Here is a 23,373-nt window from a genome sequence, read left to right on the forward strand (position 1 = left end):
GCAACCTTTATGCTTGATTACAATGGTATTTGTCGAGACATGGAAATCCAGCCTCAAATTAGTGCGAATTCTCGGGCTTGCCAGAGTGCTGAAGGATTTTCGGCTATCGTGGATGGGACGCGCACAAACTTTAAGATGCACGATTACCCATCGATGTATCGCGTGCCAGGGCTGTACGACGCGATGATGTTCGGAATGCTGGGCTGCCGTACGCCAGCGCTTCTCGCAAAAGTGGTCGAAGTTTGTCTTGAGGCATCAGCGTTCAACGGTTCTATCCGTATGCTCGAGATCGGCGCCGGGAGCGGCGCGTTCGCCGAGCAGATTCGTCGACGCAACTTCATAGTCGAGCGCCTTGTAGGCCTTGATATACACGAGGAAGCTCGAAGCGCAGCTGAGCGCGATAGACCCGGCGTCTATGACGACTACCTAATATGCGACCTAACAAGACTTGACCGACACGTAGCAGAGCGAATCAAAGACTTATCACCGAACTGTGTGGCGGTTGCATCAGCAACTGGTTGGGGCAACCATATCCCCGTTGCCGGCTTTCAAGCCGCCTTCGATCACTTGTCCGATCAGGGCTGGTTCGTCTTTCACGTCAAACCTAACGATCCAGATCCGGAATGCATCGCGCTGAACGAGTGGATAACCCAACTCATCGCTTCCGGAAGCATACTGAATCCCACACGAGGCCGCATCTTTCACCGGGAGAACGTCGATGGGAATCCAATCTTCTACGACTATATCGTAGGTCAAAAAGCTTAAACGTTCCGTCGAATCTCTTTCCCATCGTCTAGTTTTGAACTACCAACGATTCTCAGTTAACGGAACTGATTGCTTTTTTGTAGAGGACAGGAGTAATTCGTGATAAGGCTCTAAAGTGTCGTCGTGACCGATTGGGAGTCTTATCCTAAATTGCTGCACCTGCGAGCTTTGGAAACAGATACTCTATATACTTTGCGGGAAAGCCGGGTCTTACGCTGCCGCGTGCTCCTTCGGTTTCGAGCAAGCCCTCATTGATCAGCTGACGGATCACATCTCTCGCCCGACGTTCTTGGTAGCCAGTGTGCCGGCCGGCCTCGCTCCGTGACAGCTCGCCCTCGACATAGATCGTCTTTAGAACGTTTTCAGCTCGTGGATCTAATATAGCGACATCGTCCAATCCGCCGTCGCAGGCTTGCCTCACGAGGATCTCGACACGCCTCTTGTACGTCTCGAACGACAATAACTTACCCATATAGGTGGACTGATCCAGGCACTGGTCTAGGAAGAAGTTGCAGAAGTTGAAAAGGCCATTATCGCTGCGGGGTCCGCGAGACGCGTATGAATTTTCGCGAGCCATGTCGCCCTCGCGCAATGCGCTGTAGTACAGGTTACGATGTCGCGCTAAACCGCGAGACAGGCTCCAGTGCAAAGGTTCGCCGAGGACACGCTCGAGGTAGAGTTCGGTAAACAGCCGTGTGACCCGGCCGTTCCCGTCGAGAAAGGGATGAACATGAGCGAGCCTGTGGTGGCTTGCGGCCGCGGCGATTAGACCCATTTCGCCGCGTAGACATGGTTGGTTCAGTCGGTAGTGACTGTCGAAGCACCTCATCGTGCTCTCGAGCTCGCGATGATCTATCGCCACATGTTTGCCAACTTGAACGTCTTTTGTTCGCCATTGTCCAGGAATGATGGGTTCAGAAAACGTGCCATCAGGAGCATGCGCCCGGAGTTCAAGATCTGGCAGGTCACTGAAAATGACTCGGTGGATGGATCGTATAAAGTCCGGATCTGTTATGTGGGGTATATCCGCACCTTCTACCTCTCTGTAGTCCGCTAGTTTGTTGCGGGCTTCACGTAAGGCAAGAGTGATACGGACATCGGGGTCAATCTCGTTCAGGCCGCTTTGCACAGCGCGTTCGATGTTTATGGGGTGCGTACCCTGACCTTCGATCTGGTTTGAGTAGTACGCATTCACCCCGCTGAGCATCCGCGACACCGCAGCTCGGGTTTGGGGAGCCGCAATTCCATTCAGCTCGCTTGACAGTTGCGTGAGACGAAAAGCTTTGGCGTGCAGCTCGCCCTCTGGGTCCGATGGGAAGAACGGCGCCATTCCGTACGACAGATCCACGAGTCGCAATCTAGCGGGCAGCTTGTACAGCTATTGTGCCGGTCCGAATGCCGGTTGTAAATCTTGTGTCTATGATCGTTATAGGCCGCCGTTACAAGCAAACACCATATGCCTTTATCAAGTTGTCGGCTCTAAACGCGCATTTCGTGCCGGTTCATATGCCGGTTTATTTGCCGGTTTCGATGACAGGGCATTACTCGGCACGGTCCAACGCCTCTCTATACTGCTCGAGATCCTGGTCGCATACCTCGCTGCCGTTTTTGAACGTTACATCTTCCAGATCGTCGCTCTCGAAGAGATACCGTCTATCTTCAGGGTCTTCCAAGTCATAGCCCAGCCGCTCCAAGTCTTTCGGCATCAACATACGCCATAGCCGAAATCCCTGCTCATTAACGTGGCCAACTTCATGCAGGTATAGTTCACCTCTGTCCTCGGCGTCGCGTGCTTCAGCTTCTGGATAGAGTGTGTCCGTTGCAGGCACTACAGCGACACTGGTCGATGCGAGGTCATCCGAGCGTTTGACATATGTTTGAATCGCTTGAGCCAGTGGCATTTTGTCGTTGTATTGCTGCAGTTCATCCCGTAGTTCGCCAACTGTCGTAAGAGGCTCGCTCGGATTTCTGTTTCCTGATGTTGCGTCCATGGTTCTCCTCGCGTCTATTTAAGTTGAAGGCGTTGTCTGATGTTTGCGCCGCAGCGTCTTTGTCCGACCGAACAATTAGCCGCCTCTACGGCGTCCTTCTCGCCGGATACCGTTGGCGATGTCTCTTTAAGCTCTGAATGAAGACCGATGACAGAGCGGTATCCAGCTTCATATTCCAATATAGAGCATCGGGCTCTAAGCTAGAGCGGCTTTTCGCACCACCCTTCGTCCGGCCGATGCCTGGTCGATACGACGGTATTGCATAAGCGAGGGTGGTTACAGTCGATGCGAAATCTGGCGCCACAGAGGGACCAGATCGTCATAGGCAGGAAAATGTCCGCCGCTGACAACGACATGGTCAGTACGTCCGGTCGTCATTTCACGCCAGCGCTCGTGTTCGCTCGTCGCCTGGTCATCACGAGCGCTGATCGATATGATCGGCGAACTGATCTGCAGCTCGGTGCATGAGAACGACAACCCATCGGCAACCGTGATATCAGCAAGAAAGGCGTCGACCACGATGTTGAGCATCCGCCTATCTCTCAGAATCGGGGCTGGTATCGCGTTCAAACGAACCAAGTAGGACAACGCCCACTCATGTCTACTTGATTGAAGGCTGTCTTTGTCGAACTCTGTTTCCCCGAGCAGATTCTCGCGAAGGTGGAGAGGCGTATTACAAGCAAGAACGAGTAGTTCTGCTTCCAGGCTCGACAACTGAGCCCGACGCAGTGCCGCGGATTGGACGGCCCAGGCGACGTAACAGCCGAAACTATGGCCGACATAGATCAGTCGCCTGGGACCTGCATCGGCAAAGTGCTCGATATACCAGGCGAAGTCGTCCACGACGTCATCAATCGAGTGCAAGAGTGGCTCGTGCATACGACGGCCTCGCCCCGGCAATTCGTAGTTGATGACAGACACGTCAAGTACGTCTTCTGCTGACCTCGAAAACGGCCCGCAGCTGCTCGCCGTTCCGCCAGCCGGCGGAAAGAATACAACAAGGGGTTCACTCGGTGTGCTTAGCGTCATAGCGAACTTTGAGCACGCCCTTCTTGATTTTCGTACTGATGATTTCGTATGTCGCCAGGCATCCGGTATCCCTGACGTGCGTTCCGGCGCACGGAAACTCGGGTAAGTCTCCGACCTGCACGAAGGATGTCTTTTTGTCTTGACGCACGTGTACCGGAAGCCGCTGGGACAGCACCTGGGACAACCGGCTCTTCACGTCGTCTTCAATATCCGACCAATCTGTCATGTTCGACGGGTCTTTCCGCGTGAACTCGATTCGAGCTTCGCTCGGAAAATGGTTCGCTTTCTTGGCGAACCAGCCGTGCTCATCAAGCACGTTGGCAATGATATGCCCAAAGGTATGCAGAGCGGCGTGACGCAAGCGCGTGTCTCGATCGACGCGTATCGTCACCCTGTGCTCATCGATAAAACCGTGCGCCCGGTCGGCCGGGACCAAGAGTGCGACACGCCCGGCTTCTTTTACGACTTCAGCCGGTACGTCGTTCACCGTGACGTCGTCCGATGGCTGGCCGCCACCTTGAGCGTGAACGATGTTGTCGGCAGGAATAATTGAGACCCGGTCCGAGCCTAACGCGCGAGACTCGAACCGGGTATCGATCGACAATAGATAGGTATCGTCGAGGAACAGGTGTGATTGCTCGACCATGACTAGGCGAGCGCGTCGAACTTGAAGCCGGTCAGGCTGTGTGTGAATACGGTGTTCGTCTTCTCACGACTCTCGCCTGAAACGACAACGGCACCGTAGTTGTCGAGCGGGATCCGCCCGCCATACTCGACGACTTCGTCGGTATCGGGATAGATTTTCACGTCGCTTGGCACGTAGCGAGCAGCGAACCCCATTCGATAGTTCGCCGCGTCCGTTTCGGTATTCGGATACGACGCATGCATGAGTGTCGACCAGAAGATCGCACACTGGCCAGGCTCGAGTTCCAGCGGGACCGCATTGGCTTCATCGGGCGTGAACTCGGGGTCGATCTGCAGCTCACGATAGTCGTAACCGAAAAAGCCCCGCTGGACGCCATCCTTTTCCTGGTTGTTGACCGAGTCCCCGCGGTACGCCATCTCCTTCTGCTCGTCGTAGTTCATCTTGAGATGGGTACTGGGAATGATCTGCAGGCAACCGTTGCGCTTGTCCGCACGGGTAAACGCGGTCCAGACAGTGATTGTGCCCTTGCCGAAATTGTCTTCGTCTTCATCGGGCCATAGGATTTGCGGCTTGCCCGAGGCATTGGCAAACGTATCTGCCTGATGCCAATCGGTGCCCTCGTCGCCCGGGTATTTGGGAAAGAACTCGGTGCGCCAGCACAGGACATCGGGACCGAGAATCTGCTGGAGCTTGGCGACGACCACGTCGTTACAGATGTGCGAGGCCAGCTCGTCTACGTCCAGATGGCGATCGTAGTTCGCGATGTTCGTCGCCGCCCCATGGCTATCCAGCGCATAGGCAGCGTGCTTACGGTCCAGAAGCTTCACTCGGATCGAGTTCCACATCTTGGTCATTTCGTCCGGTGTATATACCGTCACAGGGGCGATATAGCCTTGTTCCCAGAACGATCGAAGTTGCTCTTCGGTGAGCTTCAGTGAATCTATGGTTTGATCAAGCATCGTGCTCTCCTTGAATGCAGTCTTTCACGGCGGCGCCCAACGGCTTCGTGAAGAGATCGAACATGCTCAGATTCATCCCGAAACGCTGTTCGACTTCGGTGTCAAGCTCGGCAGCGAGTAGAGAGTTCCCGCCCACGTCGAGAAAGTTGTCGCACCGAGAGACCGACTTCCCGAGCTTTGACTCGAGAATCTCAAGGACAACCAATTCGACGTTTTGGACATTAGCCTCATCGGGCTCTTGAATAACCGACTTATCATTCATCGTTAGACAGCCAAAACCGTGTTGAAAGGGCACGATTAATATAGGCAGACAAGCGATGTTGTTAAAAACGCGAAATATTAATTAACGGATGTTTATTCAAATTAATTAAAGGGCCGATACGTAATTCTGAAACATTCCCACGTGTGCCCCGCTTAAGCGAAGTATGCTCGACGCCGGTATGTCGAGAGCGGTCTGATGGATCGTTGGGGCGGTTGATTCATCGGTTTGCGCTGTGTCACGTCTTCGTGTGCCTGTTGAGTGACGACGTTCCTTTCACGGGCTGAATGTGATAAGAATTATTTCTAGATTCGTACATAGCACTCGACGCATGTCTCGAGACACTGCTGATTCGAATGAACGTATGGATTCGAGCGACTCGGATCGTTTTCTGACTGAGCTGCTTTCTCTCAGGTGACTGCACGGTGCTTGTGTCGAACAGCTCGGCCAATCACTGTTGCACTGGGAGCAACGACAACGCGGGATGACGTGCGGAATGGGTCAGAAGAACCTCAATGTGCAGACGTTACGAACCTTTATAAGCGTTGCGCGTCTCAACAGCATGGTTGCGGCCTCGTCCGAGGTACACCTGACACAGAGCGCTATAAGTCAGCAGATCAAGGCTTTTGAGACGTCTTTGAACGTGAAGTTGTTCAAGCGTTCCGGTCGCTCGCTTGAATTGACGTCCAGCGGGCGGGCCTTGCTAACAAAAGCTGAAGAATTCGTCCGACTCAACGATGAGTTTTGGGCAGATGTGCAAGGCGAAACAAGCCGTACTCATATACGCCTCGGCGTCACGTTCGACCTCGCCGCCATATTCGTGTCGTCTACGCTGTCTCATTTCACCGAGAACCATCCCTCGGTAGACGTCTCGATACAGTGCGGGACTACAACGGAACTCAAATCGAAGTTGAAGTCGAACTCAGTGGATGTCGCCATCGTGCTTGAGGCAGATAAACCGGTCGAGGGGATATACCTCTCCAGGGAGCAACTGCATTGGATGGGTTCAAGCAAGACACCCACAGAGGGTACCCGGCCGCTTCAGGTCGCTTTTATCAGCGAGGAGTGTGCATTCAGAACGGTGGTCGAATCGGCGCTCGATAGTCGCAACATTCCATGGAGTTCGTTTTTCACCGACCGCAGCTTCGATGCGGCAAGAGCCGCGGTGAAGACGGGCTTTGCCGTCACCACCTGGCTCGAATCGACCGCACGACTGAACCCTGACATTGAAGTTGTCGACGCGGCCCTGCCGCCTCTGCCTTCGTTCAATCTCGTTCTCTACGACGGCAAGAGCTGTCCCGACACCCTGGTCGAATCGCTGACTCGTCACCTGCAGGAAAGCCTTGCCTGAAGCTGTGTGTGTCGGGTCTTTTGGGTTCTGATGCGCTGGCTTATAGGAACATCGTCAAGACGAGAATGCCCTGGCTTGGATGATGCCGATCATTCGGCGTAGAGGTTCAGCGGCACCCCATAGGAGCTGATCGCCGACCGTGTAAGCGGTAAGGTATTCAGGGCCGGCCGAAAGCTTTCGGATTCGCCCGACCGGTATTGACAGCGTACCGGCGACTGCCGAAGGCGTGAGCTGCCGAAGCGTATCGTCCTTGTTATTGGGGACGATCTTGACCCAGGGATTGTGCTCGGCGAGTAGTTGTTCGACTTTTGAAATGGCAACATCGCGCTTGAGCTTGATTGTGAAGGCCTGCGCGTGACAGCGCATCGATCCGATCCGAATACACAGACCATCGACAGGCACGGGGCGTTCGAGACGGTTCAGCACCTTGTTGGTTTCGACACCCCCCTTCCATTCTTCTTTCGACTGCCCGGTCTCCGGCATTTCCGAATCGATCCATGGAAGCGCCGATCCAGCCAGCGGGTGGCCGATGCTGGTGACGGGGAGATCCGCCGATCGCAGCGTTTGCGTCACGCGTCGGTCGATCTCAAGGACCGACGGATCCGTCTCGTTCATGTCCTCGGGCAGTGCATCGACGATTGCCTTCATCTGGAACATGAGCTCACGCATTTGAGCCGCGCCGGCACCCGAGGCGGCTTGATAGGTCATGCTCGAGATCCATTCGACCAGATCCGCCTCATACAGCCCGCCAAGAGCCATCAGCATCAAGGACACCGAGCAATTCGTTCCAGAGAAGGTACGAATGCCCGCGTCGATTTTCTCTTCGAGGTGTTCAAGATTCACCGGGTCGAGAACCAGACCAACGTCGGGGGCCAGTCGCAGTTCACTCGATGCATCGACCCAGAAACCGGCCCATCCCCTGTCTCGCAGGTCTTGATAGACCGCTTTCGTGTAATCGCTACCCTGCGTCGAGATCAAGAGATCGAACGATGACAGGATCGCAAGATCGTATGCGTCGAGCAGATCATAGGCGCTGCCATGGATAGATACGGTCGTACCCGGTGCGGATGTCGAGAACAGGCTGATCGCGAGACGTTCGAGATCGCCTTCCTCGTGGAGCCGTTGCAACAGTACGGAGCCCACCATGCCCCGCCATCCGATAAAACCGATCTTCATATCGAGGCTCCTAGACGTTTCGCGGGGCTGTTCTCGAGGATTTGACTGCCGGCTTGCTCACTTGAAGCTTCGGCAACAGAACTATGCTGACCAAGCCCAACATGATCAGGCCGACACCGATGAGCTCGGGTGATGACAGCCGATCCCCGAATATCAGGTAAGAGAAAATCAGACCAAACACGGGCACCGCCAACGTGAACGGCGCGACCTTCGACACCCCGTGTTGCTTGATCATCTGACTGAACAGGCCGTACCCGAACAGGGTGGTCACATAACCGAGATAGATGAGGCAAAGGATCTCGATCGCGTCGATTTCCATGATCGAATGACGCACGACTGCTTGCCCATTGGTGACCAGCGCTGCCATGAATAACGGGATGATGGGTACGGCGCTGGTCCAGACGATAAAACTGATCATGTTCACCGCGCCGGCCTTTTTCGTCACGATGTTCGCGATCGACCAGCACAGGGCCGCGGCGAGCAGGAAGACGATACCGACGAATGTCGGTGAGCCACTGTTCACGACGAGGATCACGCTCGCACCGATCACCGCCAATACCAGACCGACACCGGTCAGGCCGTTGATTCGTTCCCCAAACACGAAGAACGAAATGATGATCGAGAAGAAGACCTGACTCTGGAGCAATACCGAAGCCAAGCCCGAAGACGCACCGAGCTGAATCCCGAAGAACAGCAGCGAAAATTGCCCGATGCCGGAAAAAAGCGCGAACGCCGCGATCAATCGGAAGCTGCATTGCGGCGGCGGCACGATCAGTACAGCTGGAAAAAACGCCAGCAGGAAACGAAACGACGCTAGAAGAAATGGCGGCATGTCTTGGAGTCCGACCTCGATCACCGTGAAGTTGAAGCCCCACAACACGGTCACGAATATTAGAATCGCTGCACTCTTGAAGGTCATGTCAGCACTCAGAGCTCGTACCAGAGCCCGCTGTCGTATGCGATTGTCAAAACGAGCCAGTTTTGATCCGGCCCTATTTCGTTGCGAACGGTTTCGGCGGCTGCCAGACAGGCCGCGCTGGTGTTTCCGATCAAATAACCGTGCGATGCCATGAACGCACGCCGCGTTTGGAGCATTCGCGCCTCCGAGACGGTCGTATGCTCTTCAACGAGGGACCAATCGATCAGTGGGGGCACTACGCCGACGGAAATGCCTTCGAGCGAATGCTCGGCAAAGATATTCTGACGGCTGTCACAGCCTTCTGGCTCGACCAGCACCACACGCACGCCGTAGCCGGCTCTCCGCAGAGCACGCGAGATTCCGGTTAAGTGAGCGCCCGTACCTGCCGAGGTGACGAACACCACGTTTTTGCATTCATGCAGATCGTCGATCTGGCGAGCGATCTCGGGCCCGAGCTCGTACTCATGGGCTTCAAGACCATCGCGATTGTTCAGTTGATCAACGTAGTAATAACGCTTCCCGTCTGCCTGCTGGTTGTCGAGCAGGTGCTGGATGACCGCTTTAGGCTGCAATCCGTCATGTAGCAAATCCTCCCCGACCGACTGTGCGCCGAAGTATTTGATCGCCTCTCGCTTCAACGGACTGAATGACAGGCCGATCACGACATTCACCTCGCACCCTAACTCGGCGGCCGCCAGCCCTAAACCGAAACCGAGATTGCCGCCCGTCTTCTCCAAGATGGTGGTTTCGCCTGGAATAATCTCGCCACGCTTTATACCGTTGCGGATCATCCAGCGTGCGGCGCGCGTTTTATGGCTTCCGCCTGTCTGCTCGCACTCGAATTTCATCAGCAGCCCCGGCGTGATCTCTCGAAGTGGGGTCACGACACTCATGACATTCCTCCGGCCTGAAGCTCTTCGATGAAGGCTTGATTCTTTTTCCGATCGATTTTCGCGTTCTCGTTTTTATCGAGCGCCGAGACCGACAGATACTTCATCGGTCGCATGAACGCAGGCAAATGCTTATTCGCGTGATCGGAAAGTGTGGCAATCACCGATTTGGAATCGAGTTGCTCATCGGTCGACACCAGACAAACAAGAATGTCGGTGTTGCGTATCGTGGCTTTGTACACCAGAAGCTCCGAGCTCGACGTCGCTTGTGTGAGCACCGACTCGATTTCTTCGGGCTCGATGCGAAATCCGTTCAGACTGATCTGGTTGTCCGATCGGCCTACCACGATCAAGGCCCCGTCCTCTGTCAACTCGACGATGTCGCCTGTTCGGTAATAGCGCTTGTGGCCCGAGTGGTAGAACGCCGCCTCGGTCTTTTGCTTATCGTTTAGATAACCCGATGTGACTTGACATCCAGCCAGCTCCAGCGGTCCACGCAGCAGGGTTTTGTCGGCCTGGCCATGGCCCGAACGAATTCTGAATTCAAAGCCAGGCAAGAACTGACCGATCGGGATCGAGCTGCGATCGAGGTCGTCCGCAATGACTTCGTGGTAAGAGGCGTGAACCGTTGTCTCGGTGATCCCGTACATGTTCACGATTCGGCATCGCTCGAGCGGGCATCGCGAGACCCAGTCGACAAGAATTCGGCTGTGGAGCTTATCGCCGCCGAATATGATCGTTCGAAGCGCACTCAGCTTGTCGATCTCGGCCGTCATCGAGGCCTGGTTCATCGCGAATTCGGCCGGCGTTTGATTGAGCACAGTGACGCCTTGATCGACGAGCATTCGTGTGAACGCTTGTCCGTGAAGCTCGTGTCGGTTCGGAATGATCAGAGCTCCACCGACCGCCAACACGCTCCAGATCTCCCAAACGGAGAAATCGAAACTCGTTGAGTGGAGCAGCGGCACGCGATCATCGTTGCCCAAGGTCAGTTGCGAAAACACTGCTTTGAGCAAGGCAGCGAGATTCTGATGCGTGATCGGCACGCCCTTTGGTCGGCCCGTGCTACCTGAGGTAAAGATCACGTAGGCGATGTCGTTTGCCTGCCATGCCCTAAGGCTTTGCGATGTGCGTACGACATCTGCCTCAATGAGCTGCATCAACGATGCAGCACGCGGGCAGCTCTCGATCAATCGCGAGTCATCGGTCAGAACGAGCGTCGATCCGCTTTGCTCGTAGACCTGTTGTACGCGCGTCAAAGGCGAGCCCGGGGCGATGGGCACATAGGCCGCGCCGATTTTCATCAACGCGATCATGATGGCGATCTCGAAGCGAGATGGCTCGAAGCACGTGCATACGAGCGACCCTTGCGACACATCGAATGTCGGGAGATGTCTCATGACGAGTGCGACTAGCGCGTCGAGCTCTCCGTATGTGACCGGTGCCCCGCGATCAATGAGTGCGGTGGCATCAGGACGTTCCCGTACTTGCTGTGCGAAACCGTCGAGGGCGAACATGGCTAGGCCTCCAGCTCGTACGGCCGGGTCACCTGCTGCTCACTGATCAGCACAACTTTCGAGCTCGGAGAAACGTCTCTGGTCACTGTGCATCGGGCGCCAATGAACGAATCCGAGCCGATCGTGATGTTGCCGTAGACGCCGACCATGCCACCGAATTGAACGTTATCGCCGATCGTAGGGTGACGTTTATTCGTCTGGTTCCCGAAGATGCGACTCGAACCGAAGATCACGCCACCGTTGCAATAGACGTTGTCCCCGATCTGGCAGGTTTCGCCGATCACGTTGCCGATGCCATGGTCGATCACGAATGACGAGCCGATAACAGCTTTCGGATGAATATCGGAGTGCGAAAGCAACTTGCCACGTGACGTGATCATCAACGCGAAAAGCAAGGCGTCTCGCGCGCTGGCTATTTCGGGATGTGTTTCCGGCAAGCCCAAGACCCAGTGTGCGACACGGTAATGAAGCACGGCTTGGAAGGATGTGATCGCGACGACGATATTGCGTGCGTCGTGCCCACATGCGGGGTCACGATCGGCATACGCTTGGGCATCGGCGGCGACTTCGTCCAGAACAGAGGACGATCTGATCTGTTCTGCGAGGATATGACCGATGTCACGGGGCAGTGATTCGAGAACGGCATCTTGTACCGCTGACTCAAGCAGAGAGCTGACAGTCATGTTGGATGCTCGGGAAAGCCTTGGACCCTGTATCCCAAATTGATCTGCCGACTACCAGTTACTTTTTTGCAAGTCCTTATTAGCTCGGTTAATGAAAGCGAGAAATGTGTCCCCACCGCGAGCACAGAAATGCCTTCGCGAGCATAGTGTTCGGGATGTTGCCCTGGCTGTTACTCAGATCAACACAAGCTTCGCGCCGACGAGAATAAGAAGGACACCGAGTAGACGTTCAACGATTGGTTTCCAGGATTGAATTCGTGCGAGCAGCCGCGGTGTTGACAACCAGTACGCTAACGCGCTGAACCATGCGAGATGCACGAGAGAGATGATCAGGCCACACAGTAGGCGAACAGTGACCGAGGTGGTTGGCTTTATGACCTGCGTGAATATGCTGAGCAGAATCAGTGTCATCTTCGGGTTGAGCAAGTTGCACCAAAAACCTGAGACAAATGCCTTTCTATCCGAAAGACTGAGCGACCCGCCCGGTTCTGCGGCTGGTCCGCTACTGGCGCCGATAATACTCATGATCCCCAGGTAGATCAGGTAAGCCGCGCCAATCCAACGTATGACTTCGTAGACCGATGGAAAATTCACGATCAGCAATGCCACACCGGTCATGCAGTAAGCGACATGTATCCACACTGCGGCCGCAATCCCGAAGCTGGCAGACACGCCAGCTCGTCGAGAATGAACCAGCGCGTTTCGGCTGATAAGCGCGAAATCCTGCCCGGGGCTGATCGCCATACCAATCGAAATCGAAAAGATTGTTAGCAGCAGCGTGATGTCTGTCGTATGGAACATACTCGACTCGGGTGTGAGGCGCCCTCCTATCTAATATCAGATGAGCGGCCATATTTGCTATTCCAAATCGAGCGTGTCGTTTGCCCCTTTCACGGCTAATTTAGTTACGTATCAGACACATAGCCATAGGCATTAAGTTAGTGCGTCTAAGTTCACGACACCGCGGAGCTCATCACCCACTATTGAGTAGCAGGCCGATCTAGAGTCCAATCGCCCGAAGTCTGGAGATTGGACATAAGGAAGCGCTACACCGAAGAGCAGATCATCGGTTTTCTCAAAGAGGCTGAGGCCGGTACGCCAGTTAAAGAGCTGTGCCGTCGGCACGGTTTCTCGGAAGGCAATTACTACGCGTGGCGGAACAAATTCGGCGAAATGGACGTCTCGGACGCCAAGCCTCTGAAGGCGCTCGAGACGAAGAACAGCCGCTTAAAGCGTTCGCTAGCCGAGTCGCTGCTCGAAAACGAGGTCACGTTCGAGGTCTTGCGAAATAATGGTAACCGCAACAGCCAAGCGCGAGTTGGTGCGGTTCATGAGCCCGCGAGGACTCAGCGAAGGACGTTCAGTGGCCGTGGCCGCGATGAGCGCGAGCGCGTTCCGGTATCAACCGGCGCCGGATCGAAACGGGTGCTTACGCGCCGAGACCCTGCGTCTGGCCCAGCGTTGAAGGCGCTACGGCGGGCCGATGATCTATCTCAAGCTTCGCCAGGCCGGCTGGGCGAAGAACCACAAGCGTGTCGAACGACTCTGTGCTAAGCAAGGTCTGCAAGCACTTTGGCGGCTACGCAAGAAGGTGCCGATAGCCGACCAGCAGCCATTGATACGTCCCGCGCGAGCGAACGGAGTCTGGTCGATCGATTTTGCGGTCGATCGGGTCGCTGATGGGCGTGCCCTCAAGTATTTGGGCATCGTCGACCACGCCAGAACGAATGCGTGGCGCTCGTGCTTGGTCGATCGATGAACAGCACGCAAGTCGCTCGTGTACTTGATGAACTGGCGCTCACCCTCGGTCTGCAGAAAATCACGCGACCCTATAAAGGGCCCGAGTTCATCGGCAAAGCCATGCTGAACTGGGCACATGACAACGATGAACAGCTGAAGCAAATCGAGCCCGGCAAACCGTACCAGAACGCCTATATTGAATCTTTCAGCGGCCGCTTGCGAGATGAATGGCTGAACGAGCACTGGTTCGTAAGCCTCGCCCACGCCACTGAGGTCATCCGAGGCTGGCATTGCGAATACAACGAACAACGCCCGAAGAAGGCACTCAGCGGGCTGACGCCCGCTGACTATACTGCGCAAATCGCTCCAGAAGCGGCAATGTGAACCTCAGGACTCTGCATCAAAACGCTACTGAAACCGGGGGATGGTCGGTGGCAGACATCGCTTCCTGCGCAGTCGCAGAGCTAAACACCCCTGTATTGCAGCCAAAGCCTTGTCGCTGCCTGTGGGCATGTGACGCATTGTCGTTAGCTTTCCCTTGAAGAAGCGAAATGAACAACAGTCGAGTTTTTGTAAGCGAACTGACACAACGACTCTGCTCTACTCTTAACCCAAGCCTAAGCTATTCACAAACTCGCATGGGCAGCAAGTCTTAAGTCGAATACGTGAAAGCCGTTGAGCTTTTTTAAATTTGATTGCTTTTCAAAATGTTCTCAATTGCGCCAACCGCCTTCTATCTCTTACTTAAAAAAAGATCAGCGAGTAACCGATCATCTATTTTTTTTGCTTTGCTTTTTGGCCCAGTAGCCCATGCCTGCGACAAGCGTGCCAAAACCAGCAAGAATTGCGCACAACATTCCAATGCTCATAAACAACCTCAAGAAACTGCTTTCTGCCCGATACGCCATGGTTTGTCAGCTGTAAGGCAGCGGGGCAAATATTGATTCTCTCCGCAGAATCTTTTTTGTCAACTTCATTCGATTTTTGCACACGGCTGCGGAGAAACGCACTGCGCAATCCAAATGAGGCTATCGAACCGAATTCCGACTGAAGGCCTAAGCCGTTCCCGACCAGGCCCGGGTTTGAGAAGCGCTTCGACCCAGAACCCACCGGTTCAAATTTCCGCTTCCGCGGCGATCTGCGCTGGATAGTCAGCGGGCATCATCCAGCTGAGTTCTTTCTTCGGCCGCTCCTGGTTGTGCTCGGGTGCCAGCATCCGATAAGCCTCGTGGCGGGCGCGAGACTGACAAACCATTGCTCGTTCAGGCATTCATCCCGAAAGCGTCCGTTAAAGGACTCGATCTACACGTTCTGGTTGAGTTTGCCGGGATCGATCTGCTTTACCTGGACGCCGTTGCTATGTGCCCAGCTCGATATCGTCTTGCGAATAAATCCAGAACCATTGTCTGGTCAAATGATCTTCGGCAAGCTACGACTGATCGCCAGCGCATCTAGTATGCGAGCGAAATGCACGCCGCTCATTGATCGGCTGGGCGCGTGTGCCACCCACTAGTGCGTAGCGTCGTCGAAGCTGCATAGCCAGTTGGTAGCACGCCCATCAGCCACACGATCGAACACAAAATCCATCGACCAGACTTCGTTCGCACGCGCCGGGCGAATTAACGGCTGGCGGTCTGCTATCGCCACCTTCTTGCGTTGTCGCCGACGCACTTGTAGGCCTTGTTCGGTATAGAGCTGTTCTACGCGTTTGCGGTTGACGCTCCAATCCGCTTGGCGAAGCTTAAGATAGATCATCCGCGCGCTGTAGCCTCGATAGCGCTGCGCAAGGTGTACGATCTCGTCGCGCAAGCGCTCGTTCTGACCCGGCGCCGCTTGATACCGGAATGCGCTAGCGCTCATCGCCGCAACGGCCAACGAGCCCGTTTGCTCAAGCCGCGCTGGCTCATAAACTGCACCGGCTCTCGCCTGGGCGCTGCCGTTACCATTTTTTTCGCAAGACCTCGCGCGTGACTCCGTTCTCAAGCATCAACCCGACCAACAGCCGTTTCAAGCGCGTTCTTTTGAACTCCAAAGCCTTAAGACGCTTGGCGTCCGGCAAGTCCATGCCGCCAAACTTGTTTTTTTTGGTGAAGTAGCTGGCCTTTGAAAAGCCGTGCTGACAACACAGCTTTTTAACCGGTATCCCGCCTCGGCTTTCTTCAGAAAACCGACGATCTGATCTTCGGTGTAGCGACTCTGCATGTCCAATCTCTAGACTTAAGGTGATTGGACTCCAAATCGGGCTGCTACTTAATTGCGGAGAATGGTTGCAAGGGCCCCGGACAAGTCCAGGCCAGTAGATGTGCCGTCCGCTATCAACGGCCGAAAATCTTCTCGTCGGAGATTTCGATGAGATCGTCTCTTTCGAAACCCTCAGGCGCGGGAAACCCTTCTCGAACATATCCTTTCTGTGCCCAGAATCTGCTGCAGTTCTTCTGCACAGCACGATGAATGCAGAGTACAAGGGCTATCTGAAATATGTCCACCAATAGGAACCAAACAGTGACGCAAAACGCGGATAGAGCTAGAAAAACGAGGGATCCTGGCCAGGCGTCTGGAGTGCACAAAACCGCGATTATTAGCAAGTTCAGTATAAAGCCAACCGACCCTAGAGACATGACGCCTACGATCTGCTCAAGCAGGGTTTTCGGCGCGTTGTCTCGAGTAATATGCTCATCGGGAAGGCAGTAGCCGTTCGACTGTTTTTGCCCAGTCATGGTGACGTTCCGTGTTTGCGATCGGTTTTAAATTACCGCCGCAACGCATAGACGCAACTCAACGTTAGGCTTGGTCACTCTCGCCGACGGAAGCTTGAGTTTTGGTCGAGCTGTTACCGCTCCGCTTCTCCTATAGATTGCCAATACGAGCGATCGTTTGTGTCCATTCACCCGCGTTGTTATTTACGCGCCGCACTTCCTTTAACTTCATATGCGCGGCGTCGAAGAAGAAGGCAAAGCCGTTCTCGACCGTCAGCGAGCCATCGTTGGTCAGGAGGATGGCCGGCATCATCGTGGAACCGGCGACCACGCGCGGCTTACTGAAGGTGGTCTATTTCAGCGAACGTTCGTCAACTGTCGGCATATTACCGTTGGCGTCGTAGCCGTGCGTGGCGTTACGTATACCGGTGATCTGCGTAACCGCGCACCGCTCGTCGCCGTAGGTATAGGTACCGATGCCGGTTTTGCTGGCGATGTGGTGATGCCCCCAGAATAAAGCGGTTCTTCGCAGACCAGCGGGATAGTAGCGAGAGAAAGGCGGCGATGCTTCATCGATAGAGTTGGGGTTACCACACCATCCAGCTCTCATAGGCCGCCGCCATGTCCGAGGCTAATCCGCTTTGTCTGTTCTGGGAAGGCTTCGAGCCGGCCGCTTGGCACGACGCGGCAGATGGCAGCCTTCATCTGCGGCTTGAGGCGCGTGCCGATAAGCCATCGCGATGCGGGCGTTGCCATCGGCCAGCGTCTACGGTTCACGATCAGTTACGCCGATGGGTGCGAGAGTGCGATTTGATCGATCGCCGGCTGTGGCTGGACGTGCCCGTGTGCCGCCTGCGCTGCGGCTACTGTGGTATTTGCACAGAACATGTGCCCTGGTTGGCCGGGCGACGCGCCATGACACAGGCGTTGGTCACACGCGTCAAGGCCTTTGTGCGGCAATGGCCCATTCGTCAGGTGGCCCGGATGCTCGAGCTACACTGGCATACCGTCAAAGCCATTGATGTCGCGCGACTTGCGCGCGAATTGCCGATCCCGGATCGGCACGGGCTACGCCGTTTAATGATGGATGAATTTGCCCTGCACAAGGGCCATCGCTATGCCACGGTCGTGGCCTGCGCCGACACCCGTCAGGTGCTCTGGGTCGGTGAGGGGCGTTCTCGCACCGCGATCCGGCCCTCCTTCGAATGGCTGGGCTCTGCCTGTCATCAGATCGAGGCGGTGGCCATGGATATGAACACCGCGTTCGATCTGGAAGTCGCCGCCCACTGTCCAAATGCGGCCGTGGTCTACGACGGCTTTCATGTGATTGCCAAGTTCGGCCGGGAAGTGATCGACCGGGTCCGGGTCGATCAAGCCAATGCGCTACGCGGGCATGCTCATGCCCGAAGGACGGTCAAGCGAGGGCGCTGGCTGCTGCTACGCAATCGCGAGCGTCTGAGCACGCGACAAGCCGTCAAACTGGATGAGTTGCTGGCAGCCAATACGCCCTTGATGCAGGTCTATCTGCTCAAGACCCAGCTCAAGGAGCTCTGGCGTGCCCCATCCATCGAACAGGCCCGCCAACGCTGGCGTGAGTGGCACGCCATGGCGCTCGAGACCGGGCTCAGGCCCGTGCTGCGCTTCGCCCGTCTGCTCGAGCGCTACGTCCACGGCATCGTGGCCAGCGCGCAGTTCCGGCTTAACACCAGTGTGCTGGAGGGCATGAATAATCGCATCAAGGTCATCAAACGCCTGGCCTACGGATACCGCGACAGCCGCTATTTCTTCCTCAAAATCCGCGATGCCTTTCCCGGTAATGTGCGATGAATCAAAAAAGGCGGGTCAAAATAGAATTTTCTCGTGCCCTGAACCGAGTAGGTTTCCGTGAAAAGGTGCCGCTATACCGACAGTCAGATCCTGGCGATCCCGAAGCAAGCCGAGGCCGGCTCGCCGGTGTTGGAGTTGTGCCTTGAACACGGCACAAGATCGGCCACATTCAACAAGTGACGCAATAAGTACGGCGGAATGGACGCCTCGCTAGTGGCTCGCATGAAAGAGCTTGCGGACAAGAATCGTCGGCTCGAAATGATGTACGCCGAAGAACGCCTTTGAGCCGAGACCGTCCTGGAGGCACTCACAAAAAAGTGGTAAGGCCATCTCGCCGCCGCGAGATGACCCAGCGCAGCGGGGCCGAGCACGGGTTGAGTATCCGTCCGGTCTGTGCCGCGTTCTCGATCAGTGTGACGTGCTATCGCTATCAGCCCTCCTTATCGGATGAAAATGCCGAGATCGCGGATTGGTTAATGCGTCTGAGCGATACCCACGGTCGTTGGGGCTTTAACTTGTGGGTTTTGTACCTGCGTAACGTCAAAGGCTTTCGCTGGAACCACAAGCGCATTAATCGGATCTATCGTGAGCTTGAATGAATCTGCGGATCAAGCCACACAAGCGCTTGCCGCGCCAAGTGCCGGATAAACTGGCGGAGCTCAAAGCGATTAACCACGGCGTTTCTACGGACTTCATGCGCAATCAACTCAGTTTTGGCCGAGGCTTCCGGTTATTAAACGTCATTAACGATTACAGTCGCGAAGGTCTGGAAATCGAAGTCGTCCCGTCACTGCCCTCGGCCCAGGTGATCCGCAGCTAGGGACGGATTATGGAATGACGCGGAAAAACCGCAGGCGATCCGCTGCGAACACGGTCCGGAACACAGTGGTGGCCCGCTGTCAATGCGGACCAAAAAAACGGCATCACAAAGGAATACATCCAGCCCGGCGAGCCGTGGCAGAATGCGTAGGTCAAACGCTACAACCGTACTGGGCGAACGAACTGGCTAAGCCAGTAATTGATTACTTGAACTGGCGCTCATAAGCTTTTATTATTTTCGAAACTCGCCTAATCTTCTCGAGTTTTTGTCGTATTATAAAAAGTTCTCTATCAGTTTTAATAGCTAGCGCCTTATCTCTCGAATTAAATTGAGAAAGTTGTTTACGAGAAAGCTTACCGCTCTTCCCAAGCGCCAAATGTTTATCTAATATATACCAACTACCATCGGACCGCTGAAAAAAATTGCGCCGCTTCCAGGAAACTTCAAAGGCGACCCCCCTTTTCCTACAATGAGGGAAATGGGCAACTTTATAATTTACGCGGCCGCCCCCATGTTGCCAGTAATATTCCACTATATTTCGCGCCTCATCGTATAACTGATCGATTTCCTGTCGTAGATCGGCGTGTATTCCGACAAAGTATTTCATAGCATTGAGGTCGTTTGATTGGCGAGACAATCCTACTCAGCGACTAGCAATGCCTCGTTGAACTAACGACCGTTTCAGAACTTTTTTATGCACCGCGGATTTACCCGTTTTGAAGAGTTATCCGCCGTTAGTTTGGACGTTGCCAAAAAGGCTGACGGGAATTTTCTATCTTCGGCATTCATGCAGTGCCGAATACGCGGACAATGGAAGCCTTCGATTTAGTCAAAAGCATCGGTTCAGGCTTCGGCCAACGTCTGTTGGTGGCCTCGGCTCACTTGTTCGCTTTCGAGCATGCCGAAGAAACCTCGGGCTACCGCGTAGTCTCAACAGTGGCATACGGCGCTATGTTGGAGATCAAACTATAGCCGCACGGACAGCACCGATGGTCGTCGCTCGTATACTGTTTGCCGCGATCCGAAAGCAATACGACAGGCGCGTCATGCGTTTCGCGTTGCCCGAGCGCCATCAGTGTGTGGCCTCAAATACGAGATCCTGAGTCTGATAAGCGCTTACCGACCAACCGCCCACGATGTTTTTATAGAGATCGACAAAACGCGTAGATAAAACCACCTTTCAGTCGTCCTGATATAGGTCACATCTGTCAGCCATTTGGTGTTTACCTCAAGAACTTCGAAGTAGCGCTCAAGATGGTTGCGGACATGATCCGGACGAACGCCCGTAGACTTGCCCTGCCAGCGCCGACGCCGTGGGATACCTTGAAGGCGGCTGGCGCCCATGACCCGGGGCACCCGATTGCGGCTGATTGTCTCGCCTTCGAGCTGCAGGATTTCGGTGATCCTCCGAACGCCGAATACACCGTTACTACCGCGATGCAGCGTATGAACCTTTTCAATCAACCGGCCAGTAGCACACGCCCGAACACCGGATGAGCGGCGCGCTCAAGCATTAAAGCCTCTGGTCGAGACGCTCGGACAAGGCACATTTGCTTGACGGAACGATCATCACGACGATTTTGGAAATGTGGCGTATATTCGTACGTTTCCTCGCAGAAGCACGTTGCCGCGTCGCGCAAGAAATCGCGCTCCCTCTTGACGTTTGCCAGCTTGCGCTCCAAGGAGCCAGCTCTTGGTGACACAACGTGCCGCCACCCTTCAATCTCGGCATCGACGAACGCTGGGCCTCTCCGCAGCAACGACTAAGCACTGTCGGGCTCCGTCCGAGATCGCAAGCAACCGTGCTCGCACTACTTGATGACGATCGCACCGGTTCGACGCCTTCGGCTTTGAATTCCGGGGTGTATCGCTGACTGTTCATTACACTTCCTCCTATACTCAAATCATAGGCCTGAAGTGTCTAATAGACCCGAATAAGTCGATTCGTGGGCCAGAAGTGTCTAATGGACTCGGATGAGTCCAGAGTTTTTTTGAAGGTCCGCATTAGCGGGGGCAGAACCGATCTCCTAAACTTCACTTCTTTTAATTTCCAGCGAACGGTTTGGAGTAACCAAGTATATCGTTTGAGGCGTTCGTCAACTGGGTGCCTCATATCAGATTACATATGAAATGGATCATTAGCGTTACAGCCAAACCGTTCACTCTTGTCGAGTTTCTTAGCGCCTGCTCTCGCCGCGCAGACCCGAGCTAACCTTAGTGCGCGGCCTCACCTATGCCGATGAACTCATTCGCAGCTACAAGCAATCGGAAATCCAGGTTGTGGCGCGCCAGCTGTCTTTTTAGCGCAAATAGGCGCTGGCGCGGCTCTTTCATGCGGTAAACGCTGGACCCAGACCCGTGTGCTTGAGGTGTGATTTCGAACCAAAGCTCTCCCGTCGATACCAAGAAAGGTTATCGCATGGTTTTTAGTTGGACAAAGCCGCGCTTGTCGTTCGATACGATTCATATCTCATTTGCTAAGGAAGGCTGGTATGCAAATTCTCAGAATACGAGAAGTGGTATCACGTACGGGATTAAGTCGCAGTTCTATATACGAACAAGTAAAGAGAGGCGAATTTCCAGCCCCACTAAGGCTCGATCAACGGGCGCGTGGATGGCTCGAGAGCGAAATCGACGCTTGGATTAAGTCACGAGAGAGGGTCTAGAACAGCCGATTACCCATCATCTTCAGCAGCCTAGCGCTCAAGCGTCCGCGGAGTCATATTGCTGCTTCGGTGGCCATACGCCCAGCTGAGTCAATCGGCATCGGGAGATTAGCAATCGCTACCAAGAACACACTAGAACAAGTGCACTGAGCGCCTAAAGCCATTTAAATCTAAGTAAAGAAAATTCAGACTGCAATTTAAAGGCGAGTCAGTCGAGTTCACCTTCCAGCCCAAAATAGACTGCGCAGGCGAACTCGCGATTTGATTCTTTCAGCTGCGATTCTCGAATGGTGGCCTCAAAAACCGAAGAAGTCAGGTGCCGTTGCCTTTAGCGGTAACGGTAAGCCGCGCGACGAACAGATGACCAAGCAAGAGCGAGAGAAGGCCCCACTCAACGATGAACCGAATTTTTACGCAACTGGGCCCATCCGTCGCCAACGAATCATCAGCAAATGCGGGTCGATCGAACGTCGCAGCCACCAATATCTCATGCGCCTAGTGTGCTGCTGCTAAAGGGTGTCATCCAACGAATTCTACGACTGCAGCTATCGATCTAGAGCGGACGTATCGCTCGTCTAGCTTGCCCATTACCAAAGACGCAGGCGTGGTGCGCTACTCGGTAGCGGTGAATGGTTGTAACGTATTGGTGAGCTTTCGTTACTTCAAGTATTTGCAGCACCCGTCGTCGCGTTGCCATCCCGGGTAACAGCGGCGGTCCATCTTTCAATTCGCACTCGTCCGGCCGTATTCAACCCTTGAGACCATGAGCGGTTGGTCCAGTAATCACCTTCGCAGCTCTGAACCACCGCCGATGGAACCTTTATAGTCGCCGCGCCATAGAACTTCTGCGTGTCGGTCTCTCGAGGCGTTGTCACCTCGCTTTCAAAAACATAGTGCAATCGGAACCCGCTCTCTCTGGCCGATTTTTCAAGCACCGAAGCGATTACATGGGACGACGAAGTTGAGGGTTTGCTAGATAGAGGTTTCATGTGCATTCGAATTGAGAACAATCCGGCTTCTATCTCTATATTACCGACATGTTTTAGCTCGCCCTCGTTCACATCTGGAACGTGGTCGCCGGCAGATTTCCATACGTTTTCCGAATGCTTTTTTCTCGCCAAGAGCAATTGGAAATTTGTGGCCACTAAAAGCTTATAGCTTCCATTCAAGTTAGGTGCGAGCACGTTATTCAATAGTGGCACGCGCACCCAGAGCCAATTTATAAAAGCCGGGTGACCTAGCGGCACTGCAAGAATTGCAGCCCACCCCACGCCTTGGGACAAACTTGCGATGATTTGCCAAAAGCTAGGTCCCAACTCGCCCGCAACGGACGCCTTAAGAAAATACGCCGGCAGGCTACATAACAAAATTAGGATAAGCGCAAGCCCAAGCTTGGCTTTAAGATCAACGGCACTAAGCATCGCAATAACCTACTGAAA

General features: G+C 54.6%; 20 protein-coding genes and 3 pseudogenes. 6 read left to right on the forward strand and 17 right to left on the reverse strand.

The window, feature by feature from the left end; all coding sequences use genetic code 11:
- Nucleotides 1-9 precede the first annotated feature (9 nt).
- Nucleotides 10-765, forward strand: a complete 756-nt coding sequence (locus tag SAJA_RS12315; protein ID WP_123658970.1) for a methyltransferase domain-containing protein — start codon at nt 10-12, stop codon at nt 763-765.
- A 145-nt stretch (nt 766-910) separates the two neighbouring features.
- Here the strand turns inward: SAJA_RS12315 and SAJA_RS12320 are convergent, their stop codons facing one another.
- From SAJA_RS12320 to SAJA_RS12345, 6 genes are all read right to left on the reverse strand, one after another.
- On the reverse strand, nt 911-2,113 hold the full coding sequence (locus SAJA_RS12320; protein WP_123658971.1) for a Fic family protein: 1,203 nt from the start codon (nt 2,111-2,113) through the stop codon (nt 911-913).
- A gap of 193 nt (nt 2,114-2,306) precedes the next feature.
- Complete coding sequence (locus SAJA_RS12325) at nt 2,307-2,756, reverse strand: hypothetical protein (protein WP_123658972.1); 450 nt, start codon at nt 2,754-2,756, stop codon at nt 2,307-2,309.
- Nucleotides 2,757-3,032: 276 nt separating this feature from the next.
- On the reverse strand, nt 3,033-3,785 hold the full coding sequence (locus tag SAJA_RS12330) for a thioesterase II family protein (RefSeq protein ID WP_123658973.1): 753 nt from the start codon (nt 3,783-3,785) through the stop codon (nt 3,033-3,035).
- On the reverse strand, nt 3,763-4,431 hold the full coding sequence (locus SAJA_RS12335) for an alanyl-tRNA editing protein (RefSeq protein ID WP_123658974.1): 669 nt from the start codon (nt 4,429-4,431) through the stop codon (nt 3,763-3,765). The genes SAJA_RS12330 and SAJA_RS12335 overlap by 23 nt, the downstream gene beginning before the upstream one ends.
- 2 nt (nt 4,432-4,433) lie before the next feature.
- Nucleotides 4,434-5,390, reverse strand: a complete 957-nt coding sequence (locus tag SAJA_RS12340) for a chlorinating enzyme (RefSeq protein WP_123658975.1) — start codon at nt 5,388-5,390, stop codon at nt 4,434-4,436.
- On the reverse strand, nt 5,383-5,652 hold the full coding sequence (locus SAJA_RS12345) for an acyl carrier protein (RefSeq protein ID WP_123658976.1): 270 nt from the start codon (nt 5,650-5,652) through the stop codon (nt 5,383-5,385). Before SAJA_RS12345 ends, SAJA_RS12340 begins: the two co-directional genes overlap by 8 nt.
- A 493-nt stretch (nt 5,653-6,145) precedes the next feature.
- Between SAJA_RS12345 and SAJA_RS12350 the strand changes: the two genes are divergently transcribed.
- Nucleotides 6,146-7,000: a LysR family transcriptional regulator gene (locus tag SAJA_RS12350; protein WP_184999870.1), complete on the forward strand. Its 855-nt coding sequence runs from the start codon at nt 6,146-6,148 to the stop codon at nt 6,998-7,000.
- 54 nt (nt 7,001-7,054) lie between these two features.
- Here SAJA_RS12350 and asd read toward each other — a convergent pair whose 3' ends face one another.
- The 6 genes from asd to SAJA_RS12380 form a co-directional block, all read right to left on the reverse strand.
- Nucleotides 7,055-8,176: an aspartate-semialdehyde dehydrogenase gene (gene asd, locus SAJA_RS12355; protein WP_123658978.1), complete on the reverse strand. Its 1,122-nt coding sequence runs from the start codon at nt 8,174-8,176 to the stop codon at nt 7,055-7,057.
- Nucleotides 8,177-8,186: 10 nt separating this feature from the next.
- Nucleotides 8,187-9,095, reverse strand: a complete 909-nt coding sequence (locus tag SAJA_RS12360) for an EamA family transporter (protein WP_123658979.1) — start codon at nt 9,093-9,095, stop codon at nt 8,187-8,189.
- An 8-nt stretch (nt 9,096-9,103) separates the two neighbouring features.
- On the reverse strand, nt 9,104-9,988 hold the full coding sequence (locus SAJA_RS12365; RefSeq protein ID WP_123658980.1) for a pyridoxal-phosphate dependent enzyme: 885 nt from the start codon (nt 9,986-9,988) through the stop codon (nt 9,104-9,106).
- Nucleotides 9,985-11,502 carry an amino acid adenylation domain-containing protein gene (locus SAJA_RS12370; protein ID WP_123658981.1) on the reverse strand — a complete coding sequence of 506 codons (1,518 nt, stop codon included), beginning with the start codon at nt 11,500-11,502 and terminating at the stop codon, nt 9,985-9,987. Before SAJA_RS12370 ends, SAJA_RS12365 begins: the two co-directional genes overlap by 4 nt.
- 2 nt (nt 11,503-11,504) lie before the next feature.
- Nucleotides 11,505-12,185: a serine acetyltransferase gene (locus SAJA_RS12375; RefSeq protein ID WP_123658982.1), complete on the reverse strand. Its 681-nt coding sequence runs from the start codon at nt 12,183-12,185 to the stop codon at nt 11,505-11,507.
- A gap of 174 nt (nt 12,186-12,359) precedes the next feature.
- A complete protein-coding gene (locus SAJA_RS12380; protein ID WP_123658983.1) occupies nt 12,360-12,986 on the reverse strand; it encodes a LysE family translocator in 627 nt (208 codons plus the stop codon).
- Nucleotides 12,987-13,220: 234 nt separating this feature from the next.
- On the opposite strand from SAJA_RS12380, the pseudogene SAJA_RS12385 reads away from it, so the two are divergent.
- A pseudogene (locus SAJA_RS12385) lies at nt 13,221-14,309 on the forward strand (IS3 family transposase).
- 730 nt (nt 14,310-15,039) lie between these two features.
- Here the strand turns inward: SAJA_RS12385 and SAJA_RS12390 are convergent.
- A pseudogene (locus tag SAJA_RS12390) lies at nt 15,040-16,127 on the reverse strand (IS3 family transposase).
- A gap of 645 nt (nt 16,128-16,772) precedes the next feature.
- Nucleotides 16,773-16,952 (reverse strand): hypothetical protein, encoded by a 180-nt coding sequence (locus SAJA_RS12395; protein WP_123658984.1) that lies wholly within the window; start codon nt 16,950-16,952, stop codon nt 16,773-16,775.
- Between the two features lie 290 nt (nt 16,953-17,242).
- Here SAJA_RS12395 and SAJA_RS12400 point away from each other — a divergent pair, with 290 nt between their 5' ends.
- Both SAJA_RS12400 and SAJA_RS15600 read left to right on the forward strand, forming a co-directional pair.
- The gene (locus SAJA_RS12400) at nt 17,243-18,448 is read left to right on the forward strand and encodes an ISL3 family transposase (protein WP_123658985.1); all 1,206 of its coding nucleotides are present in this window, start codon (nt 17,243-17,245) and stop codon (nt 18,446-18,448) included.
- A gap of 57 nt (nt 18,449-18,505) precedes the next feature.
- Nucleotides 18,506-19,262: pseudogene (locus SAJA_RS15600) on the forward strand (transposase); the annotation flags it as partial.
- A 208-nt stretch (nt 19,263-19,470) separates the two neighbouring features.
- Here SAJA_RS15600 and mobI read toward each other — a convergent pair.
- On the reverse strand, nt 19,471-19,875 hold the full coding sequence (mobI, locus tag SAJA_RS15605; protein WP_221180230.1) for a conjugative transfer protein MobI(A/C): 405 nt from the start codon (nt 19,873-19,875) through the stop codon (nt 19,471-19,473).
- 509 nt (nt 19,876-20,384) lie between these two features.
- Nucleotides 20,385-20,732: an IS3 family transposase gene (locus tag SAJA_RS15610; protein ID WP_123658988.1), complete on the reverse strand. Its 348-nt coding sequence runs from the start codon at nt 20,730-20,732 to the stop codon at nt 20,385-20,387.
- 1,028 nt (nt 20,733-21,760) lie between these two features.
- Between SAJA_RS15610 and SAJA_RS12420 the strand changes: the two genes are divergently transcribed.
- Nucleotides 21,761-21,934: a helix-turn-helix transcriptional regulator gene (locus tag SAJA_RS12420; protein WP_123658989.1), complete on the forward strand. Its 174-nt coding sequence runs from the start codon at nt 21,761-21,763 to the stop codon at nt 21,932-21,934.
- A gap of 662 nt (nt 21,935-22,596) precedes the next feature.
- On the opposite strand, the gene SAJA_RS12425 is transcribed toward SAJA_RS12420, so the two are convergent.
- Complete coding sequence (locus SAJA_RS12425; protein ID WP_123658990.1) at nt 22,597-23,355, reverse strand: hypothetical protein; 759 nt, start codon at nt 23,353-23,355, stop codon at nt 22,597-22,599.
- Between the last annotated feature and the right edge of the window lie 18 nt (nt 23,356-23,373).

The sequence above is a fragment of the Salinisphaera japonica YTM-1 genome, assembly GCF_003788585.1.
GTDB classification, from domain to species: domain Bacteria; phylum Pseudomonadota; class Gammaproteobacteria; order Nevskiales; family Salinisphaeraceae; genus Salinisphaera; species Salinisphaera japonica.